General features: G+C 73.4%; 29 protein-coding genes. 19 read left to right on the plus strand and 10 right to left on the minus strand.

The genetic code is table 11. The features are described from left to right. Positions 1 to 41 precede the first annotated feature (41 nt). Both AB2L28_RS13990 and AB2L28_RS13995 read left to right on the plus strand, forming a co-directional pair. A complete protein-coding gene (locus AB2L28_RS13990; RefSeq protein ID WP_370719590.1) occupies positions 42 to 404 on the plus strand; it encodes a PadR family transcriptional regulator in 363 nt (120 codons plus the stop codon). Next, a complete protein-coding gene (locus AB2L28_RS13995; RefSeq protein ID WP_370719591.1) occupies positions 401 to 1,105 on the plus strand; it encodes a hypothetical protein in 705 nt (234 codons plus the stop codon). The genes AB2L28_RS13990 and AB2L28_RS13995 overlap by 4 nt, the downstream gene beginning before the upstream one ends. Before the next feature lie 357 nt (positions 1,106 to 1,462). On the opposite strand, the gene AB2L28_RS14000 is transcribed toward AB2L28_RS13995, so the two are convergent. The 3 genes from AB2L28_RS14000 to AB2L28_RS14010 all read right to left on the minus strand — a co-directional run bounded on the left by AB2L28_RS14000 (position 1,463) and on the right by AB2L28_RS14010 (position 3,314). Then, entirely contained in the window at positions 1,463 to 1,903 is a 441-nt protein-coding gene (locus AB2L28_RS14000) for a hypothetical protein (RefSeq protein ID WP_370719592.1), read from the minus strand. Positions 1,904 to 2,048: 145 nt separating this feature from the next. Beyond that, the gene (locus tag AB2L28_RS14005) at positions 2,049 to 2,327 is read right to left on the minus strand and encodes a YrhK family protein (protein WP_370719593.1); all 279 of its coding nucleotides are present in this window, start codon (positions 2,325 to 2,327) and stop codon (positions 2,049 to 2,051) included. Positions 2,328 to 2,408: 81 nt separating this feature from the next. Beyond that, positions 2,409 to 3,314, minus strand: coding sequence for a hypothetical protein (locus AB2L28_RS14010; RefSeq protein ID WP_370719594.1), 906 nt, complete (start codon positions 3,312 to 3,314; stop codon positions 2,409 to 2,411). 149 nt (positions 3,315 to 3,463) lie between these two features. Here AB2L28_RS14010 and AB2L28_RS14015 point away from each other — a divergent pair, with 149 nt between their 5' ends. Together AB2L28_RS14015 and AB2L28_RS14020 are read left to right on the plus strand one after the other, a co-directional pair. Then, complete coding sequence (locus AB2L28_RS14015; RefSeq protein ID WP_370719595.1) at positions 3,464 to 3,988, plus strand: peptidylprolyl isomerase; 525 nt, start codon at positions 3,464 to 3,466, stop codon at positions 3,986 to 3,988. A 72-nt stretch (positions 3,989 to 4,060) separates the two neighbouring features. Continuing rightward, positions 4,061 to 4,879, plus strand: a complete 819-nt coding sequence (locus tag AB2L28_RS14020) for a rhomboid family intramembrane serine protease (RefSeq protein WP_370719596.1) — start codon at positions 4,061 to 4,063, stop codon at positions 4,877 to 4,879. A gap of 308 nt (positions 4,880 to 5,187) precedes the next feature. Here AB2L28_RS14020 and AB2L28_RS14025 read toward each other — a convergent pair whose 3' ends face one another. Both AB2L28_RS14025 and AB2L28_RS14030 read right to left on the minus strand, forming a co-directional pair. Continuing rightward, positions 5,188 to 6,129, minus strand: a complete 942-nt coding sequence (locus AB2L28_RS14025) for a hypothetical protein (protein WP_370719597.1) — start codon at positions 6,127 to 6,129, stop codon at positions 5,188 to 5,190. Positions 6,130 to 6,268: 139 nt separating this feature from the next. Next, complete coding sequence (locus AB2L28_RS14030) at positions 6,269 to 6,616, minus strand: cell division protein CrgA (RefSeq protein ID WP_370719598.1); 348 nt, start codon at positions 6,614 to 6,616, stop codon at positions 6,269 to 6,271. Between the two features lie 63 nt (positions 6,617 to 6,679). Between AB2L28_RS14030 and AB2L28_RS14035 the strand changes: the two genes are divergently transcribed. The 5 genes from AB2L28_RS14035 to AB2L28_RS14055 all read left to right on the plus strand — a co-directional run bounded on the left by AB2L28_RS14035 (position 6,680) and on the right by AB2L28_RS14055 (position 10,411). Continuing rightward, on the plus strand, positions 6,680 to 7,414 hold the full coding sequence (locus tag AB2L28_RS14035; protein WP_370719599.1) for a DUF881 domain-containing protein: 735 nt from the start codon (positions 6,680 to 6,682) through the stop codon (positions 7,412 to 7,414). Beyond that, positions 7,411 to 8,133: a class E sortase gene (locus tag AB2L28_RS14040; protein ID WP_370719600.1), complete on the plus strand. Its 723-nt coding sequence runs from the start codon at positions 7,411 to 7,413 to the stop codon at positions 8,131 to 8,133. The genes AB2L28_RS14035 and AB2L28_RS14040 overlap by 4 nt, the downstream gene beginning before the upstream one ends. Positions 8,134 to 8,158: 25 nt before the next feature. Further along, the gene (locus AB2L28_RS14045) at positions 8,159 to 8,320 is read left to right on the plus strand and encodes a hypothetical protein (RefSeq protein ID WP_370719601.1); all 162 of its coding nucleotides are present in this window, start codon (positions 8,159 to 8,161) and stop codon (positions 8,318 to 8,320) included. 51 nt (positions 8,321 to 8,371) lie between these two features. Further along, positions 8,372 to 8,794, plus strand: a complete 423-nt coding sequence (locus AB2L28_RS14050) for a DUF4190 domain-containing protein (RefSeq protein WP_370719602.1) — start codon at positions 8,372 to 8,374, stop codon at positions 8,792 to 8,794. Between the two features lie 87 nt (positions 8,795 to 8,881). Continuing rightward, positions 8,882 to 10,411, plus strand: coding sequence for an LCP family protein (locus AB2L28_RS14055; RefSeq protein WP_370719603.1), 1,530 nt, complete (start codon positions 8,882 to 8,884; stop codon positions 10,409 to 10,411). A 26-nt stretch (positions 10,412 to 10,437) separates the two neighbouring features. On the opposite strand, the gene AB2L28_RS14060 is transcribed toward AB2L28_RS14055, so the two are convergent. Next, positions 10,438 to 11,436 carry a Gfo/Idh/MocA family protein gene (locus AB2L28_RS14060; RefSeq protein WP_370719604.1) on the minus strand — a complete coding sequence of 333 codons (999 nt, stop codon included), beginning with the start codon at positions 11,434 to 11,436 and terminating at the stop codon, positions 10,438 to 10,440. Between the two features lie 87 nt (positions 11,437 to 11,523). On the opposite strand from AB2L28_RS14060, the gene AB2L28_RS14065 reads away from it, so the two are divergent. Continuing rightward, entirely contained in the window at positions 11,524 to 12,555 is a 1,032-nt protein-coding gene (locus AB2L28_RS14065) for a LacI family DNA-binding transcriptional regulator (RefSeq protein WP_370719605.1), read from the plus strand. A 35-nt stretch (positions 12,556 to 12,590) separates the two neighbouring features. Here AB2L28_RS14065 and AB2L28_RS14070 read toward each other — a convergent pair whose 3' ends face one another. Continuing rightward, positions 12,591 to 13,562 (minus strand): aldo/keto reductase, encoded by a 972-nt coding sequence (locus AB2L28_RS14070; protein ID WP_370719606.1) that lies wholly within the window; start codon positions 13,560 to 13,562, stop codon positions 12,591 to 12,593. A 1-nt stretch (position 13,563) separates the two neighbouring features. Then, on the minus strand, positions 13,564 to 14,616 hold the full coding sequence (locus AB2L28_RS14075; RefSeq protein WP_370719607.1) for a Gfo/Idh/MocA family protein: 1,053 nt from the start codon (positions 14,614 to 14,616) through the stop codon (positions 13,564 to 13,566). A gap of 237 nt (positions 14,617 to 14,853) precedes the next feature. Between AB2L28_RS14075 and AB2L28_RS14080 the strand changes: the two genes are divergently transcribed. From AB2L28_RS14080 to AB2L28_RS14100, 5 genes are read left to right on the plus strand one after another with little or no spacing between them, the layout of a single operon-like run. Continuing rightward, positions 14,854 to 16,224: an ABC transporter substrate-binding protein gene (locus tag AB2L28_RS14080; protein ID WP_370719608.1), complete on the plus strand. Its 1,371-nt coding sequence runs from the start codon at positions 14,854 to 14,856 to the stop codon at positions 16,222 to 16,224. Positions 16,225 to 16,248: 24 nt separating this feature from the next. Next, a complete protein-coding gene (locus AB2L28_RS14085; protein ID WP_370719609.1) occupies positions 16,249 to 17,175 on the plus strand; it encodes a carbohydrate ABC transporter permease in 927 nt (308 codons plus the stop codon). A 1-nt stretch (position 17,176) separates the two neighbouring features. After that, complete coding sequence (locus tag AB2L28_RS14090; protein ID WP_370719610.1) at positions 17,177 to 17,965, plus strand: carbohydrate ABC transporter permease; 789 nt, start codon at positions 17,177 to 17,179, stop codon at positions 17,963 to 17,965. Positions 17,966 to 18,000: 35 nt separating this feature from the next. Next, a complete protein-coding gene (locus AB2L28_RS14095) occupies positions 18,001 to 18,378 on the plus strand; it encodes a tautomerase family protein (protein WP_370719611.1) in 378 nt (125 codons plus the stop codon). 2 nt (positions 18,379 to 18,380) lie between these two features. Continuing rightward, entirely contained in the window at positions 18,381 to 19,259 is an 879-nt protein-coding gene (locus AB2L28_RS14100) for a TolB family protein (RefSeq protein ID WP_370719612.1), read from the plus strand. A 36-nt stretch (positions 19,260 to 19,295) separates the two neighbouring features. Here AB2L28_RS14100 and AB2L28_RS14105 read toward each other — a convergent pair whose 3' ends face one another. Continuing rightward, the gene (locus tag AB2L28_RS14105; protein ID WP_370719613.1) at positions 19,296 to 20,528 is read right to left on the minus strand and encodes an ROK family transcriptional regulator; all 1,233 of its coding nucleotides are present in this window, start codon (positions 20,526 to 20,528) and stop codon (positions 19,296 to 19,298) included. Between the two features lie 219 nt (positions 20,529 to 20,747). On the opposite strand from AB2L28_RS14105, the gene AB2L28_RS14110 reads away from it, so the two are divergent. The 4 genes from AB2L28_RS14110 to AB2L28_RS14125 all read left to right on the plus strand — a co-directional run bounded on the left by AB2L28_RS14110 (position 20,748) and on the right by AB2L28_RS14125 (position 23,463). Beyond that, positions 20,748 to 21,155, plus strand: coding sequence for a YchJ family protein (locus AB2L28_RS14110; protein ID WP_370719614.1), 408 nt, complete (start codon positions 20,748 to 20,750; stop codon positions 21,153 to 21,155). Positions 21,156 to 21,224: 69 nt separating this feature from the next. Then, positions 21,225 to 22,355, plus strand: coding sequence for a baeRF2 domain-containing protein (locus AB2L28_RS14115; RefSeq protein WP_370719615.1), 1,131 nt, complete (start codon positions 21,225 to 21,227; stop codon positions 22,353 to 22,355). Between the two features lie 139 nt (positions 22,356 to 22,494). Continuing rightward, positions 22,495 to 23,205 carry a metal-dependent hydrolase gene (locus AB2L28_RS14120; protein WP_370719775.1) on the plus strand — a complete coding sequence of 237 codons (711 nt, stop codon included), beginning with the start codon at positions 22,495 to 22,497 and terminating at the stop codon, positions 23,203 to 23,205. A gap of 33 nt (positions 23,206 to 23,238) precedes the next feature. Next, entirely contained in the window at positions 23,239 to 23,463 is a 225-nt protein-coding gene (locus AB2L28_RS14125) for a hypothetical protein (protein WP_370719616.1), read from the plus strand. On the opposite strand, the gene AB2L28_RS14130 is transcribed toward AB2L28_RS14125, so the two are convergent. Then, on the minus strand, positions 23,456 to 23,701 hold the full coding sequence (locus AB2L28_RS14130; protein ID WP_370719617.1) for a helix-turn-helix domain-containing protein: 246 nt from the start codon (positions 23,699 to 23,701) through the stop codon (positions 23,456 to 23,458). The two genes, AB2L28_RS14125 and AB2L28_RS14130, sit on opposite strands and share 8 nt — an antisense overlap. Positions 23,702 to 23,769 lie beyond the last annotated feature (68 nt).

Consider the following 23,769-nt stretch of genomic DNA (forward strand, 5'->3'; position numbering starts at 1 on the left):
AAGGGTCGACGCGCCACGCTCCCCCGGCTACCTTGCGGTGCATGACACCGGAGGGCCCGGACCGCCGGGCACAACTGCTGCGGGGCTCCCTCGACCTCTGCGTCCTGGCCGCCCTCGCCCAGCGACCGGGGCACGCCTACGAGCTGGCCACCCGCCTCGCGCGGGCGGGGCTGCGGGAGGTCAGCTACGGCACGGTCTACCCGCTGATCACGCGGCTGCGCCGGTCGGGGCTGGTGCACGAGCAGACGGAGGTGAGCCCCGTCGGACCCGCGCGCAAGGTCTTCTCGCTCACCGGCGCGGGCCGGGACGCCCTCGACGACTGGCTCGCGCAGTGGCAGCGGGCGACGCTCGACGTGGAGACCGTCCTGCTCGCCACCGGGGTGTGGGCGGGGAGGGACGCGTGATCGCGCGGCTGCCGCCGGGCGACCGGTCGGTCCCCGAGGACGTGCGGCGCGTGGTCCGGCTCCTCCAGCGCGAGTGGCGGCTCATCGGCGTCCCGCGCGCCCTGCGGGACGCCGTCGCCCGGGACGTGACGGCCGACCTGCAGGAGGCCCACCGGCAGGGCCGGACCCCGGAGTCGGTGCTGGGGACGCCGGTGCGCGAGTTCGCCACCGAGGTCGCCCGGGAGAACGGGTGGCTCATCGCCTGGCCGGTGTACGGGCGGGTGCTCGCCGCCGCGGGGGTCGGAGCAGCGCTGTCGCTGGCTGCCGGTCTCGTCCTCCTCGTCCCGCTCGTGGCCGGGGCCACGTACGCAGCCGGCACGGTCCTTCGGTGGGCCGGTGTCCCGGTGGGCGGTGACCCGTCCTGGTACCTGCCGATCGTGCTGGGCGGCTACGTCGTCTTCGGCGTCGCCTTCGTCACGGTCGTCCTGGCGTGCGTCCGGTGGGCGTTGCGCTCGGCCGCCGGACCGACCCGCACGCTGCGCGCCGGAGCGCTGGGGCTGCCCGTCTCCGCGGCGCTGTCCCTGCCCGTCGCGATCTGGACCGGGCACGTCACCGGGTTCAGCACCGCCCCGCACGTCGTGCTGACCGAGTGCGGCCTCGTCCTGGGGGCCGCCGCGGTCGCCCTCGTGGCGGCACGGGCGTGGGCGGTCCGGCCGCTCTGAGCAGGCGTCAGGACGGCAGGTCGACCCGCTCCGCAGCAGCTCCACGGCGTCGACGTCGTCGCGCGACACCGGTGGGCAGGGCCACCGGCACGAGGGCGAGCGGCAGCGTCGCGCCCCGGCGTCGTCCCACCCCGGCCCTCGTCGTCGACCGCCCCACCACGTCCGTGGACCGTGCTGCGGGGACCTCCGCTCCGCTGCCCGGCGGGACGACCGTGAGGTCGCGTGCAGCGTGGGACGAACGAGCGTCCGACCGTGCGCCGTGATCCTCCGGTCACTCGGGGGTCGCCCATGGGTCGATCACCACGGCGACCAACGGGGGATGGGGTTCGCGGTCCGGTCGGGCACGGTTGATCGCACTCACCAGCGGCGCAGCCGCACCAGGCGGCGCCTGGACCGTCTCCCGACATCGAGGAATGACACGATGATCCGCAACGTCCCCGCTCCCGCTTCGAACCCGGTGGGCCGCAGCAGAGCCGTTCTCCTCGCAGTCTTCGTCGTCGCAGCGGTCGCCGCTGCGCTCTTGGAGCCGGTCATCGGTTCGACGGCGTCGCGGGTGATCTCGTGGGGTCTCCTGGGTGCAGCAGCCGGGGGCGGCCTCGTGGCCGTCGTGCAGCACCGCAAGGCTCGGCGGGGCTGACGGCCGCGTCCTGCGCCGACCGCGGTGCGGGGCGGTCGCGCGTCCTGGCCGAGGTGGCGGCCGATCACCTCCGCCAGTTCTGCGGCGGCGACGACACCGGCGGCGATCTCGTGCAGGTCCTCGGTGGACAGGTGGTCCAGCCGATGGTGGGGCTGGTTCACCGCGCGAGAACGTACCGCACCGCGGAAGCGGTGCGTCGCAACCCGTTCACCACGATGGAGTGGCGTGGAACGTACCGCTCCAGCGCCGCCGGCGACGGCCCGGTCGCACCGCCCGCTGCCGACCCTGGCGGAATCCCCGCGGGCTTCAGTACTCCCCGCCGCTGTCCAGCCCGGACCCGTGACGGCGGGTGAGGTGGATCTTCCGCGTCAGGCGGATGGCGGGGCGGATGAGCAGCTCGACGCTGCCGGCCAGGAAGAACCAGGTGCCGATCGTGGTGGTGCTCTCCCAGAAGAACAGGATGCTGCCGGCCACGAACCAGAGGGCGACGAGGACGTCGTTGGCGATGCTGAGGACCTCGTAGCGCCCGCGGAGCACCAGCTCGTCGCGGCCGAGCTCGAGGTGGACGGAGCGGTCGTCCGGCACGGTGGGGCCTCCTGAGGTCGGCGTGGACGTGCCGGGGGCCGGTCCCGTCGCACGACGGGACCGGCCCCCGGTCACCGCGGGTCAGTCGCCCTTGAGCTCCTCGGGCGTCCCGTCCTCGACGGGGGCGTACCCGTGCTTGCCCGCCGCGGGCGCGTCGGTCGAGGTGGTCGAGGGCGCGGTGGCCTCCTCGAGCTTCTCGGTGCTCTTCTCCGCCGCCGGCGTGCTCGGCGTCGTGGTGGCGGGAGCGGGCGTCCAGGCGGCGCCCGGCGCGGCCCACGGGTCCTCCTTCTGGGAGTTCTTCACGGCCGCGTAGACGGCGGCGCCGCCGGCGGCGATGAGCGTGAAGACGAGGAACTTCTTCCCCGCGCTGCCCTTCTTCTTCGCGACGGCTTCGCCCTTGAGCACGGCGAGGGCGTCGGTGGACCGCTGCTGGGTGACCTTCTTCGTGCGCTTCGCGGCCGCCTTGGCGGCCTTCTTCCCGGTCTTGCCCGCGGCCTTGCCGGCCTTGGTCGTCACCTTCGCGCGCCGCTGGGCCCGGTGGGCCTTCTTCGACAGCGACTTCTCCAGCGACGCCTCGGTCTTCTTGCCGTCCTGAACCGCGCTCTGGACCGCGTCGCTCGTCGAGGCGGCGGCCGCGGTCGCCGCGCCGGCGGCCGCGGTCACCGCGGGGGCGGCGGCGTCACGGGCGCTGCCCGCGGCGTCCTGCACGGCTTCGACCAGCTTCGGCAGCAGGTCCTCGACGATCTTGTCGCGGGCGCTGTCGACGGCCGGGGACACCTTGTGCGCGGCGGCCTCGACCTTCGGCGCGGCCGCTTCGATCGTCGTGTCCCAGGCCTTCTCCAGGCGCGGCTGGGCCCAGTCGACGGCGGACCCGACCGCCGGTGCGACCTTGCCCGCGAGCGTCGCCCCCTGGGCCTGCAGCTTCTCGGTGTGGCTCTTGGTCAACGACATCCGTTCCTCCTCGTGCTCGTCCTCTGGCCCGTTCATCCGATGTCGCGTACGTGCGGGTTCGCGGTCCGTGCCCCACGCCGAACGGTCGGCGACGATCACCACCCGTCATCTGACCGCACCCGGGCGCTTCCCGCCACCAGACGCCCCGCCGGGTGCCGTGCAGGACCCGTGGAAGGATGAGCGTCATGTACGCCACCCTGCACACCAACCACGGCGACATCCGCCTGGAACTGTTCGAGAACCACGCCCCCAAGACGGTGGCGAACTTCGTGGGCCTCGCCGAGGGCACGAAGGAGTGGCAGGACCCGGCCACCGGTGAGAAGAAGAGCACGCCGTTCTACGACGGCCTGACCTTCCACCGCATCATCGACGGCTTCATGATCCAGGGGGGCTGCCCCCGTGGTGACGGTCGCGGCGGTCCCGGGTACCAGTTCGACGACGAGATCCACCCGGACCTGCGCTTCGACAAGAAGTACCTGCTGGCCATGGCCAACGCCGGCAAGATCGCCGGTCACGGCACCAACGGGTCGCAGTTCTTCGTGACCGTCACGCCGACCCCGCACCTCAACGGCAAGCACACGATCTTCGGCGAGGTCGCCGACGACGCCAGCCGCGCCGTCGTGGACGCCATCGCCACCGTGCCGGTCGGTCCGGGCGACGCCCCGCGCGAGCCCGTCGTCATCAGCTCGGTGGACGTCGAGCGCGACTGACCCGCACCGCACCGCGACCCGGGACACGCTCTGAGCGTGAACGACGGGGGCGTCCCGCGCGTTGAGCCCGACGTGAGCGACGTCCCCGTCTGTCCCCGCCACCCCGACCGCGAGTCGTGGGTCCGCTGCCAGCGCTGCGGGCGCCCCACCTGCCCGCAGTGCCAGCGCCCGGCCGCCGTCGGCGTCCAGTGCGTCGACTGCGTCGCCGAGGGCAACAAGGGCGTCCGTCAGGCCCGCACGACGTTCGGCGGCGTCCTCAGCAACCGGGACACCCTCGTCACGAAGGTCCTCATCGGGGCCTGCCTGCTGGTGTTCCTGGCCCAGCAGGTCATGCCGACGATCGTCTTCTACCAGCTCGCGCTGGTCAACGGGCCGTTCCCCGGGTCGTTCGCCCAGGGGGCGTGGTGGCAGCCGGTGACGTCGGCCTTCTTGCACGGCGGCGTCCTGCACCTGCTCTTCAACATGTACGCCCTGTGGATCTGCGGGCAGTACCTCGAACCGCTGCTGGGCCGGGTGCGCTTCACGGCGCTGTACGTCGTGTCCGCGCTCGGCGGGGCCGTCGGTGCGTTGCTGCTCGGCGCGGCCGGCAGCGCGACGGTCGGTGCGTCCGGCGCCATCTTCGGCCTCTTCGCCGCCCTGTTCGTCGTCAACCGGCACCTGGGCCGCCAGACCGGGCAGATCGCGGTGCTCATCGGGCTCAACTTCTTCATCGGCGTCTTCGTCGCCGGCATTTCCTGGCAGGCCCACCTCGGCGGTCTCGTCACGGGCGCGCTCGTGGCCACGGCGATGGCCCGCGGCCGCCGCGGCCACCCCGTGGTGCAGTGGGCGGGCACGGCGGTGGTCGCCGTCCTCGTGCTGGCGGGTCTGGGGTACGGCGCGGCGCTGTACTGAACCGCGGCCGACCCCGGACTGGACGCGCCCGCACCGATCACCCAGCGCGACGGGGGAGCCGCGAGTTCTGTCCACAGGGATTCGCACACCTGTGCGAGCCGGGGAGCCTCCGTCCACCGGTTGTGGGGCGCCCTGTGGATCGGAACGACTCTTACCCACACTCATCCACAGCTTGTGGACGAATCGGTGGACAAAGCTTGTGGACGACGGTCCGCGTCCGTCCACACGCCGTCCCCAGGTCGTGGACAACGGGGGGCGACCGCCCCGGCCACTGGTCTGACTCTGAGTGATCGATTGTGAGCTGAAAGTCAGACGGTGACGTGGTGCCGGGCGTCCCCGTCCGGGTCGCGCGCCGCCTCCGCCCACCGCCGCGTCTGGGCCGCGAGGTCCTCCCAGTACCGGGGCCGGCCGTCCGGCGCGGGAGCCAGCCACCCCTGCTCCATGTGCGTGCAGACGGCCGGGTCGGCCGCCACCAGGCGCCGCCGACGCGACGGGCGGCGCAGCGACGCGACGTCCACCGCGCTGCGGAAGGACGTCAGGTAGACGGCGCGCGCGAGCCGCACGACGGGGTGGGTCGACGAGCCCGGGTGGTGCGCGACGAGGTCGCGCAGCGTGAAGCGGGGAACGCCCTGGACCGCCAGCAGGCTCGTGTGGTCGAAGTCACCGCCGGACAGGCAGCACAGCACGAGCAGCCGGTGGTCCTCGCGCAGCGCGCCCAGACGGACCGCGAAGGTGCTCGTCGTGCTCTGGTGCGGCACCCAGCGGACGACGTCGGCCGGGATGGACTCCTCCCCCCGCCCCGAGCGCGGGCGCCGCCACCCCGCCGCCCGGCCGTCGACGTCGTCGTGCGTGCCGATGCCGTACGGGGCGAGGTACTCGGCCCGGTCCTGCGCCGCGGCGCGGGCGAGGCGGACCAGGGCGTCCGGGCGCCACAGGTAGTCGTCCTCGGCGAACAGGACCACGTCGTCCGAGGACCAGTCCGAGCGGGCGGCCAGCCTCAGCCCGGCCAGGTAGCTCGCGCGGTTGCTGCCCCCGGTGATCGCCCGCACGGTGCCGTGGGCGCGCATGAGTCCCAGGCGCTCGGCCGGGACGGGACCGTCGTTGAGGAAGAGCACCGCGACGTCCACGCCGGCGGCACGAGCCGCGGCGACGGTCCGCAGGAAGGAGTCCAGCGCCAGCGACTTCGAGTACCAGGACGGCCGACCCTTGGCGTTCTCCCCGCCGTGGGATCGGTAGACGACGTGCAGCACTCGGCCCCCTGGTGGCTGTGGACGACAGCCGTCACCCTAACCGTCACGCAGGGGGAGGGCGGCCGCTCGAGCGCGGCCGGCCGCTCCGGTCACCCGTCGGGCGCAGCGGGTCCCACCGGCGCCCCCGGGACGGGTGCCCTCAGCGCCACCGCGTCGTCATCGCGAACCCCGCGAGCACGAGCGCGAAGCCCGCGACGAGGTTCCAGTTGTCCCAGCCCGGCACGGGCAGCAGCGAGCTCGACAGGTAGAACACGACGATCCACGCCAGACCGAGGACCATGAGGCCGATCATCGTCCAGATCCACCAGCGCGGCGTCAGCTGGTTCTTCCGCTTGACCTCGCGGTCGGCGTCCGAGACCCCGCCGCGACGGCGCTTCCCGGCGTCCGCCGTGGCGGTCGCGTCGCTCGTGACGTCCGTCTCGTCGGACTTCTTGCGGCGGGGCACGTCGACCTCCAGTCGGGGGTGGGCGGGGACGGGGACCGTCACCTGCTGCTCAGCGTAGTGCGACGATCGGTGTTCGGGACGGACCGCAGGGCACGAGGGAGGCACGTGAGCACGGGACGCATCGCCCGCCGGGCCGGGGTGGTCCTCGTCCTCGCCGCCGCCGGGCTCCTCTTCGCGACGAGCGCCCTGACGGCGGACGGGACGGACCTGCGCTCGGAGTCGGCCGACCTCGGGTCCGTCGTCGCGCAGCGCTCCCAGGACAACGCCGAGCGCGCCGCCCGGGTGGCGACGCTGCGCGCGGAGGTCGACACCCTCAGCCACGACGGCGAGACCGTCCCCGGCGACCTCCCCGGCGGGGGGGCCGACCCGCTGGCCGATCCCGCCCTCGGGACGGCCTCGGGGGCGCTCGCCGTCCAGGGGCCCGGGGTGAGCGTGACGCTCGACGACGCCCCCACCACCCAGCGCCCCGCCTCGGCCTCGCCCGACGACCTCGTGGTCCACCAGCAGGACGTCGAGGGCGTCGTCAACGCGTTGTGGCTGGGAGGCGCCGAAGCCATGATGATCATGGACCAGCGGATCGTGTCGACGTCCGCCGTCCGCTGCGTGGGGAACGTCCTCGTGCTGCAGGGGCGCACGTACTCCCCGCCGTACCGGATCACGGCCCTCGGCGACGCGTCCCGGCTGCGGGCCGCGCTCGACGCGTCGGCCGAGGTCTCGATCTACCGCGAGTACGTCGCCGCCTACGGCCTCGGCTACCAGGTCTCGACCGCCGAGGACCTGTGGCTGCCCGCCTTCGACGGCACGACGCGCCTGACCTACGCGCGGGCGGGTGCCGCGTGATCCGCCGGGCCGTCTCCGTGCTCGGCGAGCTGCTGGTCACCGCCGGGGTCCTCACGCTGCTGTTCGTCGTCTGGCAGCTGCACTGGACCGACCTCACCTCCGGCCGGGCGCAGGCGGCGACGGTCAGCTCCCTGGAGCAGCGCTGGGAACGCGCCGCCCCCGCACCGGCCCCGGCGGCGCCCACCCCGGCGGCCCCCGCCGCGGACCCGCCCGTCGACCCCGTCGCCGTGCCGCCCGTGGGGCAGCCGTTCGCGATCTTGCACGTCCCGCGCTTCGCCACCGACTACTCCGTCCCCGTCGTGGAGGGCACCGGCACCGAGGAGCTCAAGGACGGCATCGGGCACTACACCCGGTCCGTCATGCCCGGGCAGGTCGGCAACTTCGCCATCGCCGGGCACCGCGTCACCTACGGCAAGCCGTTCCACCTGATCGCCGAGCTGCAGGACGGCGACGCCGTCGTCGTGGAGACCGCGACGCAGTGGCTGACGTACCGGGTGGCCTCGCACGAGATCGTCAGCCCGCAGCAGGTCTCCGTCATCGCCCCCGTGCCCGACCAGCCCGGTGCGACGCCCACCGAGGCGTGGCTGACGATGACGGCCTGCCACCCGATGCACTCGGCGCGGCAGCGGTACGTCGTGCACGCGCTGCTGGAGTCCGTGCACGACCGCGCCGACGGGCCGCCGGCCTCGCTGGACGCGCCCGGCGGTTCGGCCGGCTGAGACCCCCCAGGACAGGAGGCGACAGGTGTACGCGTGGTGGTGGCGGGTGCTGCCGGGGCCGTGGTGGGTGCGGGCGCTCCTCAGCCTGCTCGTGGCGGCCGGGATCGTGCTGCTCTGCTTCACCGTCGTGTTCCCCGCGATCGCCGACCACCTCGCCATCAACGACGGGACCGTCGACAGGCAGTGATCGCCGTTCCCTGGGACGATCGCCGTCCACCGATCAGGGAGGACGCACAGCATGTCCAACGAGTACCCCCCGCCCCCCGGCTACGGCGAGCACGGGCAGTACGGGCAGACCAAGCCGCGCAACGGCCTCGCCATCGGTGCCCTCGTCCTGGGCATCGTCGCCCTGCTGCTGTCGTGGATCTTCGTCGGTGTCGTGCTGGCGGTCGTCGGGCTCATCCTCGGCATCTCCGCCCGCAAGCGCGTCAAGCGCGGCCAGGCGACGAACGGCGGGACCGCCACGGCCGCGATCGTGGTCAACGTCGTCGCGCTCGTCGCGAGCATCGCCCTCTCCGTCCTGTGGGTCGTCGCCGGCAACTGGCTCGCGAACAACGGTGGCGAGGACTACGCCCAGTGCCTCGCGCAGGCCAACGGGGACCAGGCCGCCATCGAGCAGTGCGCCCAGGACTTCCAGCAGGACCTCACCAACGCCAACTGAGCGACCCTGTGAAGGGCTCGCGCACACGCTGCGCAACGTTGACGACTCCGCTCCAGGGGACGGCCGCACCGGCCGTACGGTGGTGACGTGCCCACCTCCACCGACCCCGCGCCGCACGAGGTCCCCGGAGCGGGGCGTCGTGCGCGCGGCCGTCACTCCGACCACTCCCACGGCACGGCCTTCCGGGTCCTGCGCGGCGTCCTCGTCGCGGCCGTGGTGCTGGCGGTCGTCGCCACCGGGGGCGGCGTGTACGCCTACTACCGGCTGCAGGGCAACATCAACGCGCAGGACATCGGCAGGCTGACGGGCGTCCGGCCCTCGGACGAGTCGAAGACCGACCCCACGACGGGGCAGGACGCGGTCAACATCCTCGTCATGGGCAGCGACACCCGGGACCTGTCCGACGGCACCGGGGACGAGTACGGCGGGGCGGCCGCCGACCCGGGGGCGCGCTCGGACACGACGCTGCTGGTGCACCTGGCCGCGGACCGCCAGAGCGCGACGATGGTCAGCATCCCCCGCGACTCCCTCGTGCAGATCCCGGCGTGCACGCTGCCCGACGGCACGACGACGAAGCCCGAGAGGGGCATGTTCAACTCGGCCTTCTCGATCGGCGGCGCGGCCTGCACGGTCACCGCGGTCCAGGACCTGACGCAGGTGCCGATCGACCACTACGTCGTCGTCGACTTCAGCGGGTTCCGCTCGATGATCGACGCCCTCGGCGGGGTCACCATCTGCACGCCCGACGCGATCGACGACAAGGACGCCGACCTGCACCTGACCGCGGGCACGCACGACGACGTCGACGGGCAGACCGCGCTGGCGTACGCGCGCGTGCGCCACATCGGGGACGGGTCGGACCTCTCGCGCATCGACCGGCAGCAGGCGCTGATGAGCTCGATGGTGCAGAAGGTCACCAGCTCCTCCATCCTCACCCGGCCCGACAAGCTGTACGGGTTCCTGGACGCGGCGACGAAGTCGGTGACGACCGACCCGGGCCTGGCGAGCCTGTCCGAGATCGCCTCCCTGGCGCAGTCGCTGCAGAAGATGCCCGCCGACGGCGTGCAGTTCATCACCGTGCCCAACGAGCCGTACCCGGCCAACCCCAACCGCGTGCAGTGGACGGACGCGGCCGACGCGCTGTGGCAGCAGATCCGCACCGACACCGCCGGCCCGGCCTCGGCCACGCCGACGGCCTCCCCGACCGCGGACCCGGGCACCAGCTCGGAGCTGCTGGTGGCGCCGGCGCAGATCTCCGTGCAGGTGCTCAACGTGGGCGGGGCGGCCGGGGCGGCCGGAACGCTGTCGAAGGCGTTGACCGGGGTGGGGTTCGTCCCCGGCGGCACCGGGGACGCCCAGCCCACCGTCCCGGGCGAGGACGTGCTGGTGCGCTACGGCACCGACCGGCAGGACTCGGCCAACACGGTCGCGGCGGCCCTGGGCGGGGCCAGGACGCAGCTGGACCCGTCGCTGGGCCGCGACGTCGTCGTGGAGGTCGCCTCTGCCGGGGTGGGCGTGACCGACGTCCGCTCCCGCGTGACCGGTACGCCGCCGCCGGCGGCGACGCCGACCCCGACCATCACCTCCCGCGTCGCCACCGACAGCATCTGCGCCTGACCGCGCGCCCCGGCAGCGGGTGGGAGTCAGCCCACGCGGACGGGCGCCCCGGTGCGCAGCGACTCCTGCGCGGCGTCGGCGACCTTCGAGGCGGCGACGGCGTCCTCGGGCGTGCACAGCTCGTCCGGCTCCCCCCGCACGAGACCGGCGAAAGCCGCGATCTCGGCCCGGTAGGCGTCGGCGAACCGCTCGGCGAACGTCGTGTGCGGGGTGCCGCCCGGGAAGACCACGCCCGGCTCGGCCGAACGCAGGGCGCTGCGCTCGTCCAGACCCACGACGAGCGACCCCCGCGATCCCTGCAGCTCCAGCCGGACGTCGTGGCCGGCGCCGTTGCAGCGCGAGGCGGTGACGACGGCGAGCGTCCCGTCGTCGAGCGTGCAGACGGCGAGCGCCGAGTCGACGTCCCCGACCTCCCCGATCGCGGGATCGCCGTTGTTGCTGCCGCGGGCGTAGACCTCCACGACCTCCCGGCCGGTGATCCACCGGATGACGTCGACGTCGTGGACGCTGCAGTCGCGGAACAACCCTCCGGAGGTGGCCAGGAAGGCGATCGGCGGGGGAACGACGTCGCAGGTCGTGGCCCGGATCGAGTGCAGCCAGCCGAGTTCGCCCGCGGCGTGGGCGCGCCTGGCCTCGCGGTAGCCGCGGTCGTAGCGGCGCTGGTGCCCGATGCGCACCACGCCGCGGTGGCGGGCGATGAGGTCCAGCACGGGCAGTGACAGCGCCACGTCGGGGGCGACGGGTTTCTCGCACAGCACGGGGACGCCGGCCTCGACCCCGGCGCGGATGAGCTCGGGGTGCTGGGCGGTGCCGGTGGCGACGACGAGGCCGTCGACGCCGGCGGCGAGCAGGGCGGCCACGTCCACCACCGCCTCGGCGCCCACCTGCGCCCCGACCTCGCGCGCGCGGGCGGCGTCGACGTCGGTGAGGGTGACCCGGCCGACGCCGGGGGTCTCGACGAGCGTGCGGGCGTGCATCGCGCCGATGCGTCCGACTCCGGCCAGGCCGAGGTGCAGGTCGGTCACGGGGTCCTCCTCGTCGAGTCTGTTGGACCGGTCCAACAGCCACTACCATCGTCGGACGGACTTCGGCTGTCAAGGGAGGCGACCCGGGTGACCCGACCGACCATCCGCAGCGTCGCCGCCCGCGCCGGCGTCTCCAAGTCCCTCGTCTCCCTCGTCCTGCAGGACAGCCCCAAGGTCTCCCCCGAGCGGCGCGCCGCGGTCCTGGCCGCGGTGGCCGAGCTCGGCTACCGCCCCGACCCCACCGCGCGCAGCCTGGCCCAGGGCCGCACCCGCGCGATCGGCCTCGTCCTGGACGACCTGCGCAACCCGTGGTTCGTCGACGTCCTGGAGGGACTGCGCCCGGTCCTGCACGCGGCCGGTCTGCGACCCGTGCTCGCCGAGGCGCGCAGCGAACCCGACGCCCCCCGGACCTTCGCCGACCTGCGCGTCGACGGTCTCGTCGTCATCGGCACCCTGCCCGACCTGGCCCTCGTCGAGGAGGTCGCCGCGGAGGTCCCGACCGTCCTGGCCGGCACCCGCCTGGCCGCCGACGACCCCTTCGGGGTCGACGTCGTGGCCGGGGACGACGCGGCCGGGGTGCGGCTGGCCGTGGAGCACCTCGTGGGTCTCGGGCACCGGCGCCTCGCGCACGTCGCCGGCACCGGACCCGTCGGCGACCTGCGCCGCAGCGCCTTCGAGGGAGCCGCCCGCACCGGCGGGGCCGAGGTCCTCGTCGAGACCGGCCCCCTGACCGAGGACGGCGGCCACCGCGCCGGCCGGGCCCTGCTGACCCGGACCGACCCGCCGACCGCGGTGCTCGCCGCCAACGACGCGAGCGCCGTCGGCGTGCTGGCCGCTGCCGCCGACCTCGGTGTCGAGGTGCCCGGGGCGCTGTCCGTCGCCGGGTACGACGACACGTCCCTGGCCCGGTTGCGCGCGGTGTCGCTCACGAGCGTCGACAACGCCGCGAGCGAGGTGGGGCGGCTCGCGGCACGGCGCCTGCTCGACCGCCTCGTGGACCCCGACGCCCCCGCCGACCTGCAGCTCGTCGCCCCGCGGCTCGTGGTGCGGGCGACGACGGCCCCCCCGGCGGGCGGCGGACCGTCCACCGACGCGGGGCCACCGGACCTCCGGCGGTGACGCCCGGGACGAGCCGGCCCGAGGCCGCGTCCCGGTCAGCTGTCGAGCCAGACCTCCCGGGGTGGCAGGAGACGAGCGGCCCGTTCCCAGAACTCGTGGGGGACGTCGGTGTCGAGGGCGGCCACCAGACCGGGCAGGCGTCGAGGGCTCGAGAGCCCGACCACGGTCGTGTCGACGCGCGGGTCCCGCAGCGAGTGCTGCAGCGCCGCGTCGGCCAGCGGGACGCCGAGCTCGTCGGCCAGGTCGTGCAGAGCGGCTGCGGCGGCGAGGACCTCCGGACGCGCCGGGCGGAACCCGTACAGGGGTTTCGACGACCGCTTCGCCAGGAGCCCACCCCCCAGGACGGCGGCGTTGACCGTGCCCAGCCCCTCGTCGCGGCACCGGTCGAGCAGGTCGTCGGCCCCGCGGTCCAGCAGGGTCAGGCGGGAGTGCGTAAGCACGACCTCGAAGGCCCCCGTGTCCAGCATCCGGTGCAGCGTGGGGGTGTGACCCCCGGCGACCCCGAGGTGGCCGATGACACCCTCCGCGCGCAGCGCGACCAGCGCCTCGATCGCGCCGCCGGGCAGCTCGAACCCGGCGTCGGGGTGGAACTCCGGGTCGTGCAGGTGCACCAGCGGCAGGAACTGCATCCCGAGACGTTCCTGGCTCTCGCGCACCGAGTCGCGCACGCGCCGGCCGGAGTAGTCCCCGTCCGCGGCGTCGACCTTGGTGACGACGAGGAAACCGGCGGTGCGTTCGGGACCGAGGTCGGCCAGGGCCTGGCCGATGCGTTCCTCGCTGCGGCCGCCGGAGTACCCGTTGGCGGTGTCGATCACCCTGAGGGGGCTCAGCACGGCCTGGCGGGCCAGTTCGACGCCCTCGGCGGCGGGGTTGTCGTAGCCGAACAGGTCCGGCATCCCGCCCAGCGGACCACCGCCCAGGGAGACGGCCGAGACGTCCAGCCCGGTCGCCCCGAGGGGGCGTACCCAGTCGGGGGAGCGGGGGGTGACCGGTCGGGGGTCGAGCACGTCAGGCACCTCCGGGTGAGACCGGTGCGCCGAGCTGGCGGCGGACCTCGTCGATGGTCGCGATCACGTCGACGACCTCGGACAGGGGGTGCACGGGGGACTCCAGCAGCCCCTGCCCGACGTAGGAGGCCAGGGCGTCGGCCTCGTGGTGCATCGCGGCGTACAGGTCCGGGTGGCTCGTGTCGCGCCACGTCAGGGGGGCGGCGTCCCGGCCCCAGCCACCGGGGGTGAACGTGACACCGCTGGCGGCCAGGAAGGGGGAGTGCACGTCGATCCGGCCCTGCGAACCGCTGACCGTGGCCAGCACCGGGTAGGCGGCCTGCGTGGAGGTGGTGGCGATGCCGTGGGCGTCGTGGCCGGCGTAGGTCATGAGCACCGACGCCTTGTACTCCACCCCGGTCGGGGCCAGGGCGCCCCGGGCGACGACGTCGGCCGGGCTGCCCAGGACGGAGGAGATGAACGACAGCGGGTAGATCCCGGCGTCCAGCAGCGCCCCACCGGCCCGGGCCGGGTCGTACATGCGGCTGGAGGGGTCGAACGGCAGTTGGAACCCGAAGTCGGAGGTGACGAGGTCGACCTGGCCGACCGCACCGTCGGCCAGCAGCTGCCGGACCACGTCCAGCTGGGGCAGGTACCGGGTCCACATCGCCTCCATGACCAGCACGCCGGCGGCCCGGGCGGCGTCGACGACCGCCTTCGCCTCGTCGCGGCCGGTGGCGAAGGGCTTCTCGACCAGCACGTGCTTGCCGGCGGCGACGGCCTGCAGGGCCAGCGGGGCGTGGGCCTGGTGGGGAGCCGCGACGTAGACGACGTCGACCCCGGGGTCGGACACCAGTTCGTCGGCGGACCCGTACGACCGGTCGATGCCGTGCTGGCTGGCGAAGGCCGCGGCCCGGTCGGTGGAGCGCGATCCCACGGCGACCGCGCGTTGTGCGGTGTGGGCGTGCAGGGCCGCCACGAACCGGCCGGCGATGCCTCCCGGGGCCAGGACCCCCCACCCCAGGGGTGGTCCCGGCACGATCGGCCGGGGCGGGGGGAGGGCAGTGGTGGACAAGGGCGCTCCTGATGCTCGATCGGCGGTGACTTCCTCAACCTAGTACGGGCAAGTGGGTTCGCACAGCCCCGTCGAGAGGTTTCGTGGAACGGCAACTTCCTTACCTGACTATTGCTTTGTCTGGTCGGGATGGATTACGGTCGGAACGAGCCCGCCTCACTGACGAGGCCGCCCGAGCCGTGGGCCCCGCCTGCGCACCACGACTTCCCGCCCTCCGAACGCACAGTCAGGAGAACGATGCGGTTTTCACGAGTCAGGAACGCGACCCTCAGCGCGGTCGCCGGAGTCGTCCTGCTCTCCACCACGGTCACGGCCTGCGGAGGTTCCTCGCCCGCGGACGGCGACGGCGGGTCCGCGACGGCCGGCACCGTGAACTGGTGGAGCTGGACACCGGACAACGACCTCGCCGCCCGGGAGATCGCCGCGTTCAACGAGCAGTACCCCGACATCGAGGTGATCTACAAGAAGGTCCCGACCGACAACTACGCCGCGGTCCTCAGGCCGGCCCTGGCCTCGGACGACGGCCCGGACGTCTTCACGGTCAACGCCAGCGGATCCTTCTCGGCCGAGGCCTTCGCGCCGTACTCCTACGACCTCGCCCCGGACGTGGAGGAACTCCTCGGGCCGGACTGGAGGAACGAGGTCTACGAAGGCGGGGTGGAGGCCTTCACCGTGGACGACCGGCTGGTCGCCGCCCAGTGGGCCAAGGTCGGTGCCGGGATCATGTGGATCAACAAGGACGTCTTCGACCGGTACGGACTGGTTCCTCCCACCACCATGGCCGAGTGGGTCCAGGTCTGCCGGACCTTCCGCGCGGAAGGCCTCGGGTGCTTCCGGGAAGGCCTGGCCGGCACCTCGGGCTTCATCGTCGACACCGTCCACTCGATCGCTGACAGCGTGCGCACCGGGTCGTTCCAGGACGCCGTGACCGGTGAGATGGAGTGGACCGACCCCGCGATCGTCGAGGCGCTCGGCCTGCTGCGGGAGCTGTCGCGCAACGGCGTCCTCGACGAGGGCTCGGTCGGCATCCAGCAGTACCCCGACGTCAACAACGCCTTCCTCACCGGGCAGGTGCCGATGGTGCAGATGGGCACCTGGTACCAGCAGTACGCGACGGTCAACAGCCTGACCGCCGCCCTCGACGGCGCCGGGGTCCCCGCGGACACCCCGAGGATCACCATCGTCCCCGTCCCGTTCCCCGACGTCGCCGGGTACGGGAACCCCTCCACGATGTTCGCCGACCCCGACGCGGGACAGGCGGTCAACCTCAAGTCCGGGAACCGGAACGCGGCCGTCACGTTCGCCCTCTGGCTCGGGCACACGCAGGAGGGCCAGCAGGTGGTGGCGAACAACATGGACTCCTTCCCGACGCTGGAGGGGGTCGGGCCCGAGTTCGACGAGATCGAGTTCGTGAACCCCGACGTCCAGCTCCCGGAGCTGCAGGAGGTCTCCGAACAGCTCGCCCGGGCCACCGACGCGCGGTCGCGGGGGATCTCCGCCGAACTGAACCAGGCCATCATCGACGCGGCCCAGGCGATGGTGAACAGCGACACGCCCCCCGAGGACGCCGCCGCCGCGATCCAGAAGGTCGCGGACGCGCAGCGCTGAGGACCGATGCAGGGAGGGACGACGATGACGACGACGGTTCCCGGGACGGTCACCACCGCCCGGACAGGAGCACCCGGGCGACGACGGGGGGTCCGGCGTTCGCCCGGGCTTCCGTGGATCCTGCCGGCCCTGCTGTTCTCGGCCGGCCTGCTCTACTACTGCATCGGGTACACCGGCTACCTCTCGACCCTGGACTGGGACGGGGCCAGCCCGTTGCAGGAACGGGTCGGCGCCGACAACTTCGTCCGGATGGTGCAGGACCCGGTGTTCTGGGGCGCGCTGCGGAACACGGCGATCTTCTTCGTCGTCACCTTCGCCGTGCAGGTGGCGCTCGGGATCGTCTTCGCGAGCCTGCTGCACTCCAGGCTGTGGTTCCGGACGGTGTACAAGGTGCTCATCTTCGTCCCGGTGGTGCTCTCGACCGCGACCGTGGCACCCGTCTTCCGCCAGATCTACGCCCCGGACGGTGCGCTGAACGAACTCCTCGGCGGTCTGGGCCTCGGCGCGCTCACACAGACCTGGCTGGCCAGCGGACCGGCCGCCCTGGCCATCGTGATCTCGATCCAGGTCTGGCAGTCGACGGGTGTCGTGTTCGTCCTGTACTTCGCCGCCATCGGCCAGATCGAACCCGACGTCGTCGAGGCGGCCCGGCTCGACGGTGCCGGTGACCTGCGCGTCCTCGTCTCGATCGTGTGGCCGGGAGTGCGGGGCACGACGATCGCCATCGCGATCCTGTCGGCGATCGGGTCGCTGAAGACGTTCGACGTCCCGTTCCTGGTGACCGGCGGTGGGCCCAGCTACGCCACCGAGTTCCTGGGGACGATGATCTACCGGGTCAGCGTGGCGTTCTCCGACGTGGGTTACGGCGCGGCGCTGTCGATCGTGCTGCTCCTGCTGGCCCTGGTGGCCGCCATCACCATCAACGTCGGTGGACGGCGGGGGGAGGGCTGAGGTGTTCGAGACACGACGGTTGCGTTCACGCATCGGGTTGCAACTGCTCCTGACCGTGCTGGTCCTGCCCTTCGTCTTCCCGTTGGTGACGATGGTCCGCGGTTCGCTCGCCGGCTCGGGGTGGGGGAACTACGCGACGGTGCTCTCGCTGCCGCTGCTGCCGGGGTTCTTCGTCAACAGCGCCCTGCTGTCGATCGCGGTCATCGCCATCGTGCTGCTCTGCACGCTGACCGCGTCCTTCGGGTTCTCCAAGCTGCACGTACCCGGCAAGGAGGTCTTCTTCTGGATGCTCCTGGCCTGCTTGACCCTGCCCGGGGTCGTGCTGCTCGCTCCCCTGTTCGCCACGATCACGCGGATCGGTGCCTACAACACGTTGTGGGCGGTCATCCTGCCGGTGGCGGCCCTGCAGGTGCCGTTCACGGTCCTGCTGGCCCGCAACTTCGTCGACGGGATCCCCGACGCGTTGCTGGAGTCCGCACGGGTCGACGGGGCCAACGTGCTCCGCACCTTCTGGCACGTCCTGCTGCCGCTGACCCGACCGATCGTGGCCGCGGTCGTGGTGCTCGTGTTCATCAACTCCTGGAACGAGTTCCTGCTACCGCTGCTGTTCCTGCAGACCCCCGACCAGCAGACGGTGACCCTGGTCCCGCAGTTCTTCGTCGGGATGTACAACAACGACCAGACCAAGGTGCTGGCCGCGGCGGTCCTGACCGGTCTGCCGGTCGTCACCGCCTACGTCTGCCTCCAGCGCTACTTCGAACGCGGCCTCGCGGCCGGCGCGTTGAAGTGACGCACGACCACCCACGCCGAATCGAGGGAACGACCATGCCGCACGCACGCATCGATCTGCACGAGACCCACCGCGACCTGCTGCCCAGCTTGAGCAGGGCAGTCCTGGCCGGGATGGTCCGGGGTTTCGAGATGCCCGAGGACGACCTGTTCCAGATCTTCCGTCTGCACCACGACGGTGAACTCGTGTACTCCCCGACCTTCCCGGAGCAGGAACGCACGGACATCGTCTTCGTCGAGATCGTGGCCCAGGTCGGCTACACCGACGCCCAGAAGCAGGCGACGGGGTCGGCCATCTCCGACGAGATCGCCGCGCTGGGCATCAAGCGCGACAACGTCCTGTGCGTCTTCCTGGAGGTCCAGGGAGCCGCCTGGTACGCCGCGACGTCCGCTCCGACGGGTGCGGGGGTCTGACCGTGGCGAACTCGCGCGAACTGGCGCCCGGCCAGGTGGCCCGCATCCACGTGCACGACGTCGTCACCGGCGAGGACGTGGTGGTCCACGAGAGCCACGACGTGCTCTACGAGGCGCCCAACTGGTCCTGGACGCGGGACGAGCTGCTGCTCAACGGTGACGGTGCCCTGTGGCGGCTGGGCCTGGCCCCCGGTGCCGGACCCGAGCGGATCGAGCACGAGGGGCTGCCGCCGATCAACAACGACCACGTGCTGGACCCCGACGGTGAACACGTCTTCTGCTCAGCCGGCGACGGGCACGTGTACCGGGCGCCGCTCGCCGGTGGACCCGCCGTGCGCGTCACCGACCAGGACGGTGTCTGGCACTTCCTGCACGGCGTCTCCCCGGACGGGAAGCGGCTGGCGTACGTGCGGATGACCTCGTTCGAGGAGCCGGGCCGGCTGGCGTTGCTGGCCGCCGACGGCAGTTCGGGGTCGCTGGTCGACACCGGGCCCGGGCACGTCGACGGCCCGGAGTGGTCGGGTGACGGTGCCTGGATCTACTTCAACACCGAACGGTGGGCAGCCCGTCCCGGGCACGCGCAGCTCGCCCGGGTCCCCGACGGCGGGGGGGAGGTGGAACGGCTGCACATCAGCGACACCGTCGACTGGTTCCCGCACCTGGCCCCGGACGCCGCGACCGCGGTCTACCTGGAGTTCCCCACGGGGACGCAGGGGCACCCCGCCGACCGGTCCGTCGCTCTCGTCGTCGTGTCCCCGCAGGACTGGAGCGTCGAACGCGAGCGGATCCCGCTCCCGGGTGGCCAGGGGACGATCAACGTCAACAGCTGGGCGCCGGACTCCCGGCGCTTCGCCTACGTGTCCTACCCCGTCCGCGGCTGAGTCCGCCGGGGCCGGGCCGGGCGTCCGGGACCGGGGTCAGAGCCTGGCCGCGTAGTGCGGGGTGAGGCTGCTGTGCAGGACGAGGGAAGCGGCCCCGATGGCGGTGACGTCGGGGCCGACCTCGCCCAGCTCGACCACCACGTCGTGCAACCCGCGGGAGACGGCGCTGGCGGCCAGGCGTTCGCGCACGGCCCGGACGTAGACCTCCCCGAGGGTGGCGAAACCCGGCCCGGCGAGCCGGACCTCGTCGAGGTCGAGGGTGTTCACCAGCCCCAGCACCACCGTCGCCACCTGTTGCGCGGCGTTCTCGATGAGTTCCTCGGCCGCGCCGTCCCCGGCCCGGTAGGCGCGGGCGATCTGCCCGAACGGTTCGGACGCGCCGCGGTCCTGGGCCGGACCGCCCGGCAGGAAACGTCGGGACAGGACCGGGTCGGCGGCGACGGTGCGGACGACGCCGCGCGGGGGCCCCACGGTCTCCAGGCAACCGCGCCCCCCGCACCAGCACTCCGCCCCCTCCGGGTCCACCACGACGTGGCCGATCTCGCCCGCGTTCCCGGACGCTCCGCGGTAGAGCGAGCCGCCCAGGACGATCCCGGCCCCGATCCCGGTGGACATGTAGACGGTCATGAAGTCCCGGCGCGCGTCGGTGCCCGTCCAGAACGACCCGAGCGCCGCGCAGTTCGCGTCGTTCTCCATGACGACCCGGATCCCGGTCCGCGCCTCCAGTTCGGACGCGGTGTCGAAGGTGTCCCAGACGTCGGCGATGGCGGCGTCGACCCCCCACCCGTCAGGTCCGCGGCGACGGCCGCTGGTGGCCACCCCGAGACCGACGACGTCGGAAGGGTCGACCCCGTTGCGTTGCAGCAGCGTCCGGACGTGGCCCGCGGCGCGGGAGACGACCCGGCGCGGGGACTGCGACCCCGAACCCGCCGCCACCGTGCGGTCGACGACGGAACCGTTCAGCCCGCACAGCACCAGCACGGTGCTCCACCGGTCCAGCGCCACCCCGAGGGCGTAGAGCCTGCCGGTGTTCAGCGTCAGCAGGGTGGGACGTTTCCCCCCGGTGGACCTGCCCCGGCCCGCTTCGATGATGATTCCCTCGTCGAGGAGCTGGCGCACGATCTTCGAGATCGTGGCTTCGGTCAGGGACGACGCCAGGGCCAGTTCGGCCCGTGAGATCCCCTCGCCGGCACGGATGAGGTCGAGCACGGCACTGCGCGTCTCGGCGGACGTCCGGCCCTTGAGGCGTCGGGGAGCGGCGTCGTTCATGGTGCTGCGAACCTACACCCGCGCAACCGTTCTGCTCGGGGGATCGGCGGTGCCGGACGGGCCGGCGGGACACCTCGTCGGACCCGCTGCCCGGCCCTGTCGGAGAACCCCGCACCCGACCCCGCCCGACGACACCGGTCGTCCCCCGAGCCCCTGCGCCGTGCGGTCACGACCACCGCCCCCACGGCGCGCGGTGGCGACGCGGTGCATCATGCGGGGGTGCCTGAGCGAGCGGTGCGGCCCGACCACCCGTGTCCCTGCGGCTGGGGGGAACCGCTCACCGGCTGCTGCGGCCGCTACCTGGCCGGGCAGGACGCCCCCACGGCCGAGGCCCTCATGCGCTCGCGCTACACGGCGTTCGTCCTCGGCGACGTCGACCACCTGCTGCGCAGCTGGCACCCGGCCACGCGCCCGGCCGACCTCGACCTCGACGACGACGTCCAGTGGCGCCGGCTCGTCGTGCTGGGCACGGACTGCGGGAGCCCCTTCGACGACGCCGGGACCGTCGAGTTCGAGGCGCACTACCGCCACGCCGGCCGTCGCGGGGTCCAGCACGAGGAGTCGGCGTTCTCGCGCGTCGAGGGCCGGTGGGTGTACCAGGGGCCGGTGGGAAACCGAGTCGCGTGATGCGGCGGTCTTCCTGCACTGTGGGTGACAGGCAAGAGCGGACAGCAACACCGTCACGAGGGAGTCCCTGTGAAGCTGACCTGGCTCAAGGACGTGGCCACCGACCCCGGGCCCTCCGTCTCCGTGTACGTCGACGCCACCCGGGACCGGGCGACGGGCGCGCACGACGTCGACCTGCGCTGGGCCGAGGCCCGCTCGGCCCTCGCCGACCGGGGCGCCCCGGGACCGGCGCTCGCCGCCCTCGACGCCGTCGCCACCGAACCGACCGGTGTCGGCGGTCCCGTCGGCCGCGCGCTCGTGGCCACCGCGACCGGCCTGCGGCTCGACCTCGTCCTGACCGCGCCGCCCGAGCGCGAGGAGGCGACGACCGGGCCCGTCGCCCACCTCATGCCGCTGGTCCGCTCGATGGCCGGTGACGTCCGCTACGTCCTCGTCGAGGTCGACCGCGCCGGCGCCGACGTCACCCTCGCCCGCACGGGGGCGGTCGTGGGCCACGAGAGGCGCACCGTCGAGGGCGGGCACGACCTGCTGCACAAGGGGTCCGGCGACAACCGCGCCGAGCACCGCTACCAGCGCACCGTGCAGGACTCCTGGGACCACAACGCGGCCGCCGTCGCCGCCGACCTCGCCGACCTCGTCCGCCGCGAACGCCCCGACGTCGTCCTCGTCACCGGGGACCCGAAGGCGACGGCGGCGCTGAGGGACAAGACCCCGCCCGCCCTCGCCCCGCTCCTGTGCGAGGTCAAGGGCGGTGGCCGGGCCGCCGGGACCCGCGAGAAGGCGTTCGAGGCCAACGTCGCCGCGGCCCTCGAGACCGTCCGGACGCACCGCCGGCAGAGCGTCGTCGACGAGTTCGCCCAGGAGCGGGGCCGGCAGGGTCGTGCCGTGGAGGGGCTCGAACCGGTCGTGGCGGCGCTGCGCGCCGGCCAGGTGCGCACCCTCCTGCTCGTCGACGACCCGACCTCCACCGAGCGGCTGTGGACCGGCCCCGGTCCGCTGGAGGTGGCCACGACCCGCGAGGACCTCGACGCGCTCGGCGTCACCGACGCCGTCCAGGTGCGCGCCGACGCCGCGCTCGTGCGGGCGCTGGCCGCCTCCGACGCCGAGATCGAGCTGGTCCCGCGCCCGGCGGAGGACGACGTGGAGCCGCTGCTGTCCATGACGGACGGGATCGGCGCGCTCCTGCGCTACGCCGTCTGACCCCTCCCCGCCGTTGCGCGAGGAACGCCTCGTTGCCTCCCCGCGGTCGATGACCGGCCCCGTGGAGGCAACGAGGCGTCTCCCCGCCGCCCGCCGCGGTACCCTCCAGGCTCCTGACCTGGGAGGACGACGCACCGTGATGGGACCGGCGCACGCCGCCAGCGGACTGGCGGCAGGGGCCCTGACCCTCGGTCCGGCCGCCGCGCACCTCGGCATCGACCGACCCCTGGAGCAGCTCGCCTGGGTCGTGGCGTGGGGCGGGTTCGCGTACCTGCCGGACCTGGACCAGAAGGGTTCGACGGCGGGGTCGATGTGGGGCCCGCCGACGCGGTGGCTGTCCCGGTTCATCGGCGTCCTCGCGCGCCGGCACCGCGGCGGCACGCACGACGTGGTGGTGGCCCCCCTCGTCTTCGGGGTCCTCGCCGCGCTGGCCGCCACCCACCCCTGGTCGGCGCTGGTCGTGCTGGCCCTGGCGATCGGGCTGGCCCTGCACTCGGTGGCCCAGCTCATCCCCGGCGACACCGAGAAGACCGCCTTGGGCAACCTCGTGGTGTCCTTCCTGGCCGCGTGGTGGCTGACGGCGCAGGGCGTCTCGCTGCCCTGGCTGCCCGTGGCCGTCGCGGGCGGTGTCGTCGTCCACGTCCTCGGCGACGCCCTCACCACCGACGGGGTGCCGGTGCCGTTCACGACGTGGTTGCGGAAGAAGCCCCTCACCGTGGGGCTGCGCCTGTTCCGCGCCGGCCGCGGCCCCGAGCCGCTGCTGCAGTACTTCGTGTTCCCCACGCTGACGGTGCTGGGCCTGGTGCGCTACGTCGGGCCGGTGCGGGACCTGCTGACGCCGCTGGTGTGAGGGCGGGCGGCCGCACCTGGGCACACTGGGGGTGTGGCGAGACAACCGTGGTGGCGGGCGACGAAGACCCTGGAGCAGTCGAAGCGGTCCGGGCTGCTGTACGCGGCGGTGGCCGCGCTCGCGTGGGGCGTGGTCCTCACCGACGGCAGCCCCCTGGCCTGGCTGGCGGCGGGCGTCTTCACCGCGGGAGCCGTCTACTTCCTCGCCGCGTGGCGGGTCCGGCGCTCGCGCGAGGGGCAGCAGCCGCCCGTCAGCTGAGGCGGCGCCGCGCGACCGGGGTGCCGATGAGGCCCGCGTCGCGGGCGAGCCGGACGGCCGCGGCGGTGCTGCGGACCCCGAACCGGGTGCGCAGGCCGTCGACGGTCGCCACGACCGCCCGCACGTCGAGCGCCACCTCGGCGCCCGCCGAGACGAGGGGCCGCCCGTCGGCGACGAGCTCCAGCAGGCGCCGTTCGACCGGGGTGACGTGGGGGAGGCCCCCCAGGGGGTCGCTCACGGTCTGCTCCTCGGCCCGGTGACGCGCCCGGTCGGACACTCACGCAACGTTACGGTTCCTCGTGGGCC

The organism is Kineococcus mangrovi, assembly GCF_041320705.1.
In the GTDB taxonomy this organism is placed as follows: Bacteria; Actinomycetota; Actinomycetes; order Actinomycetales; family Kineococcaceae; genus Kineococcus; species Kineococcus mangrovi.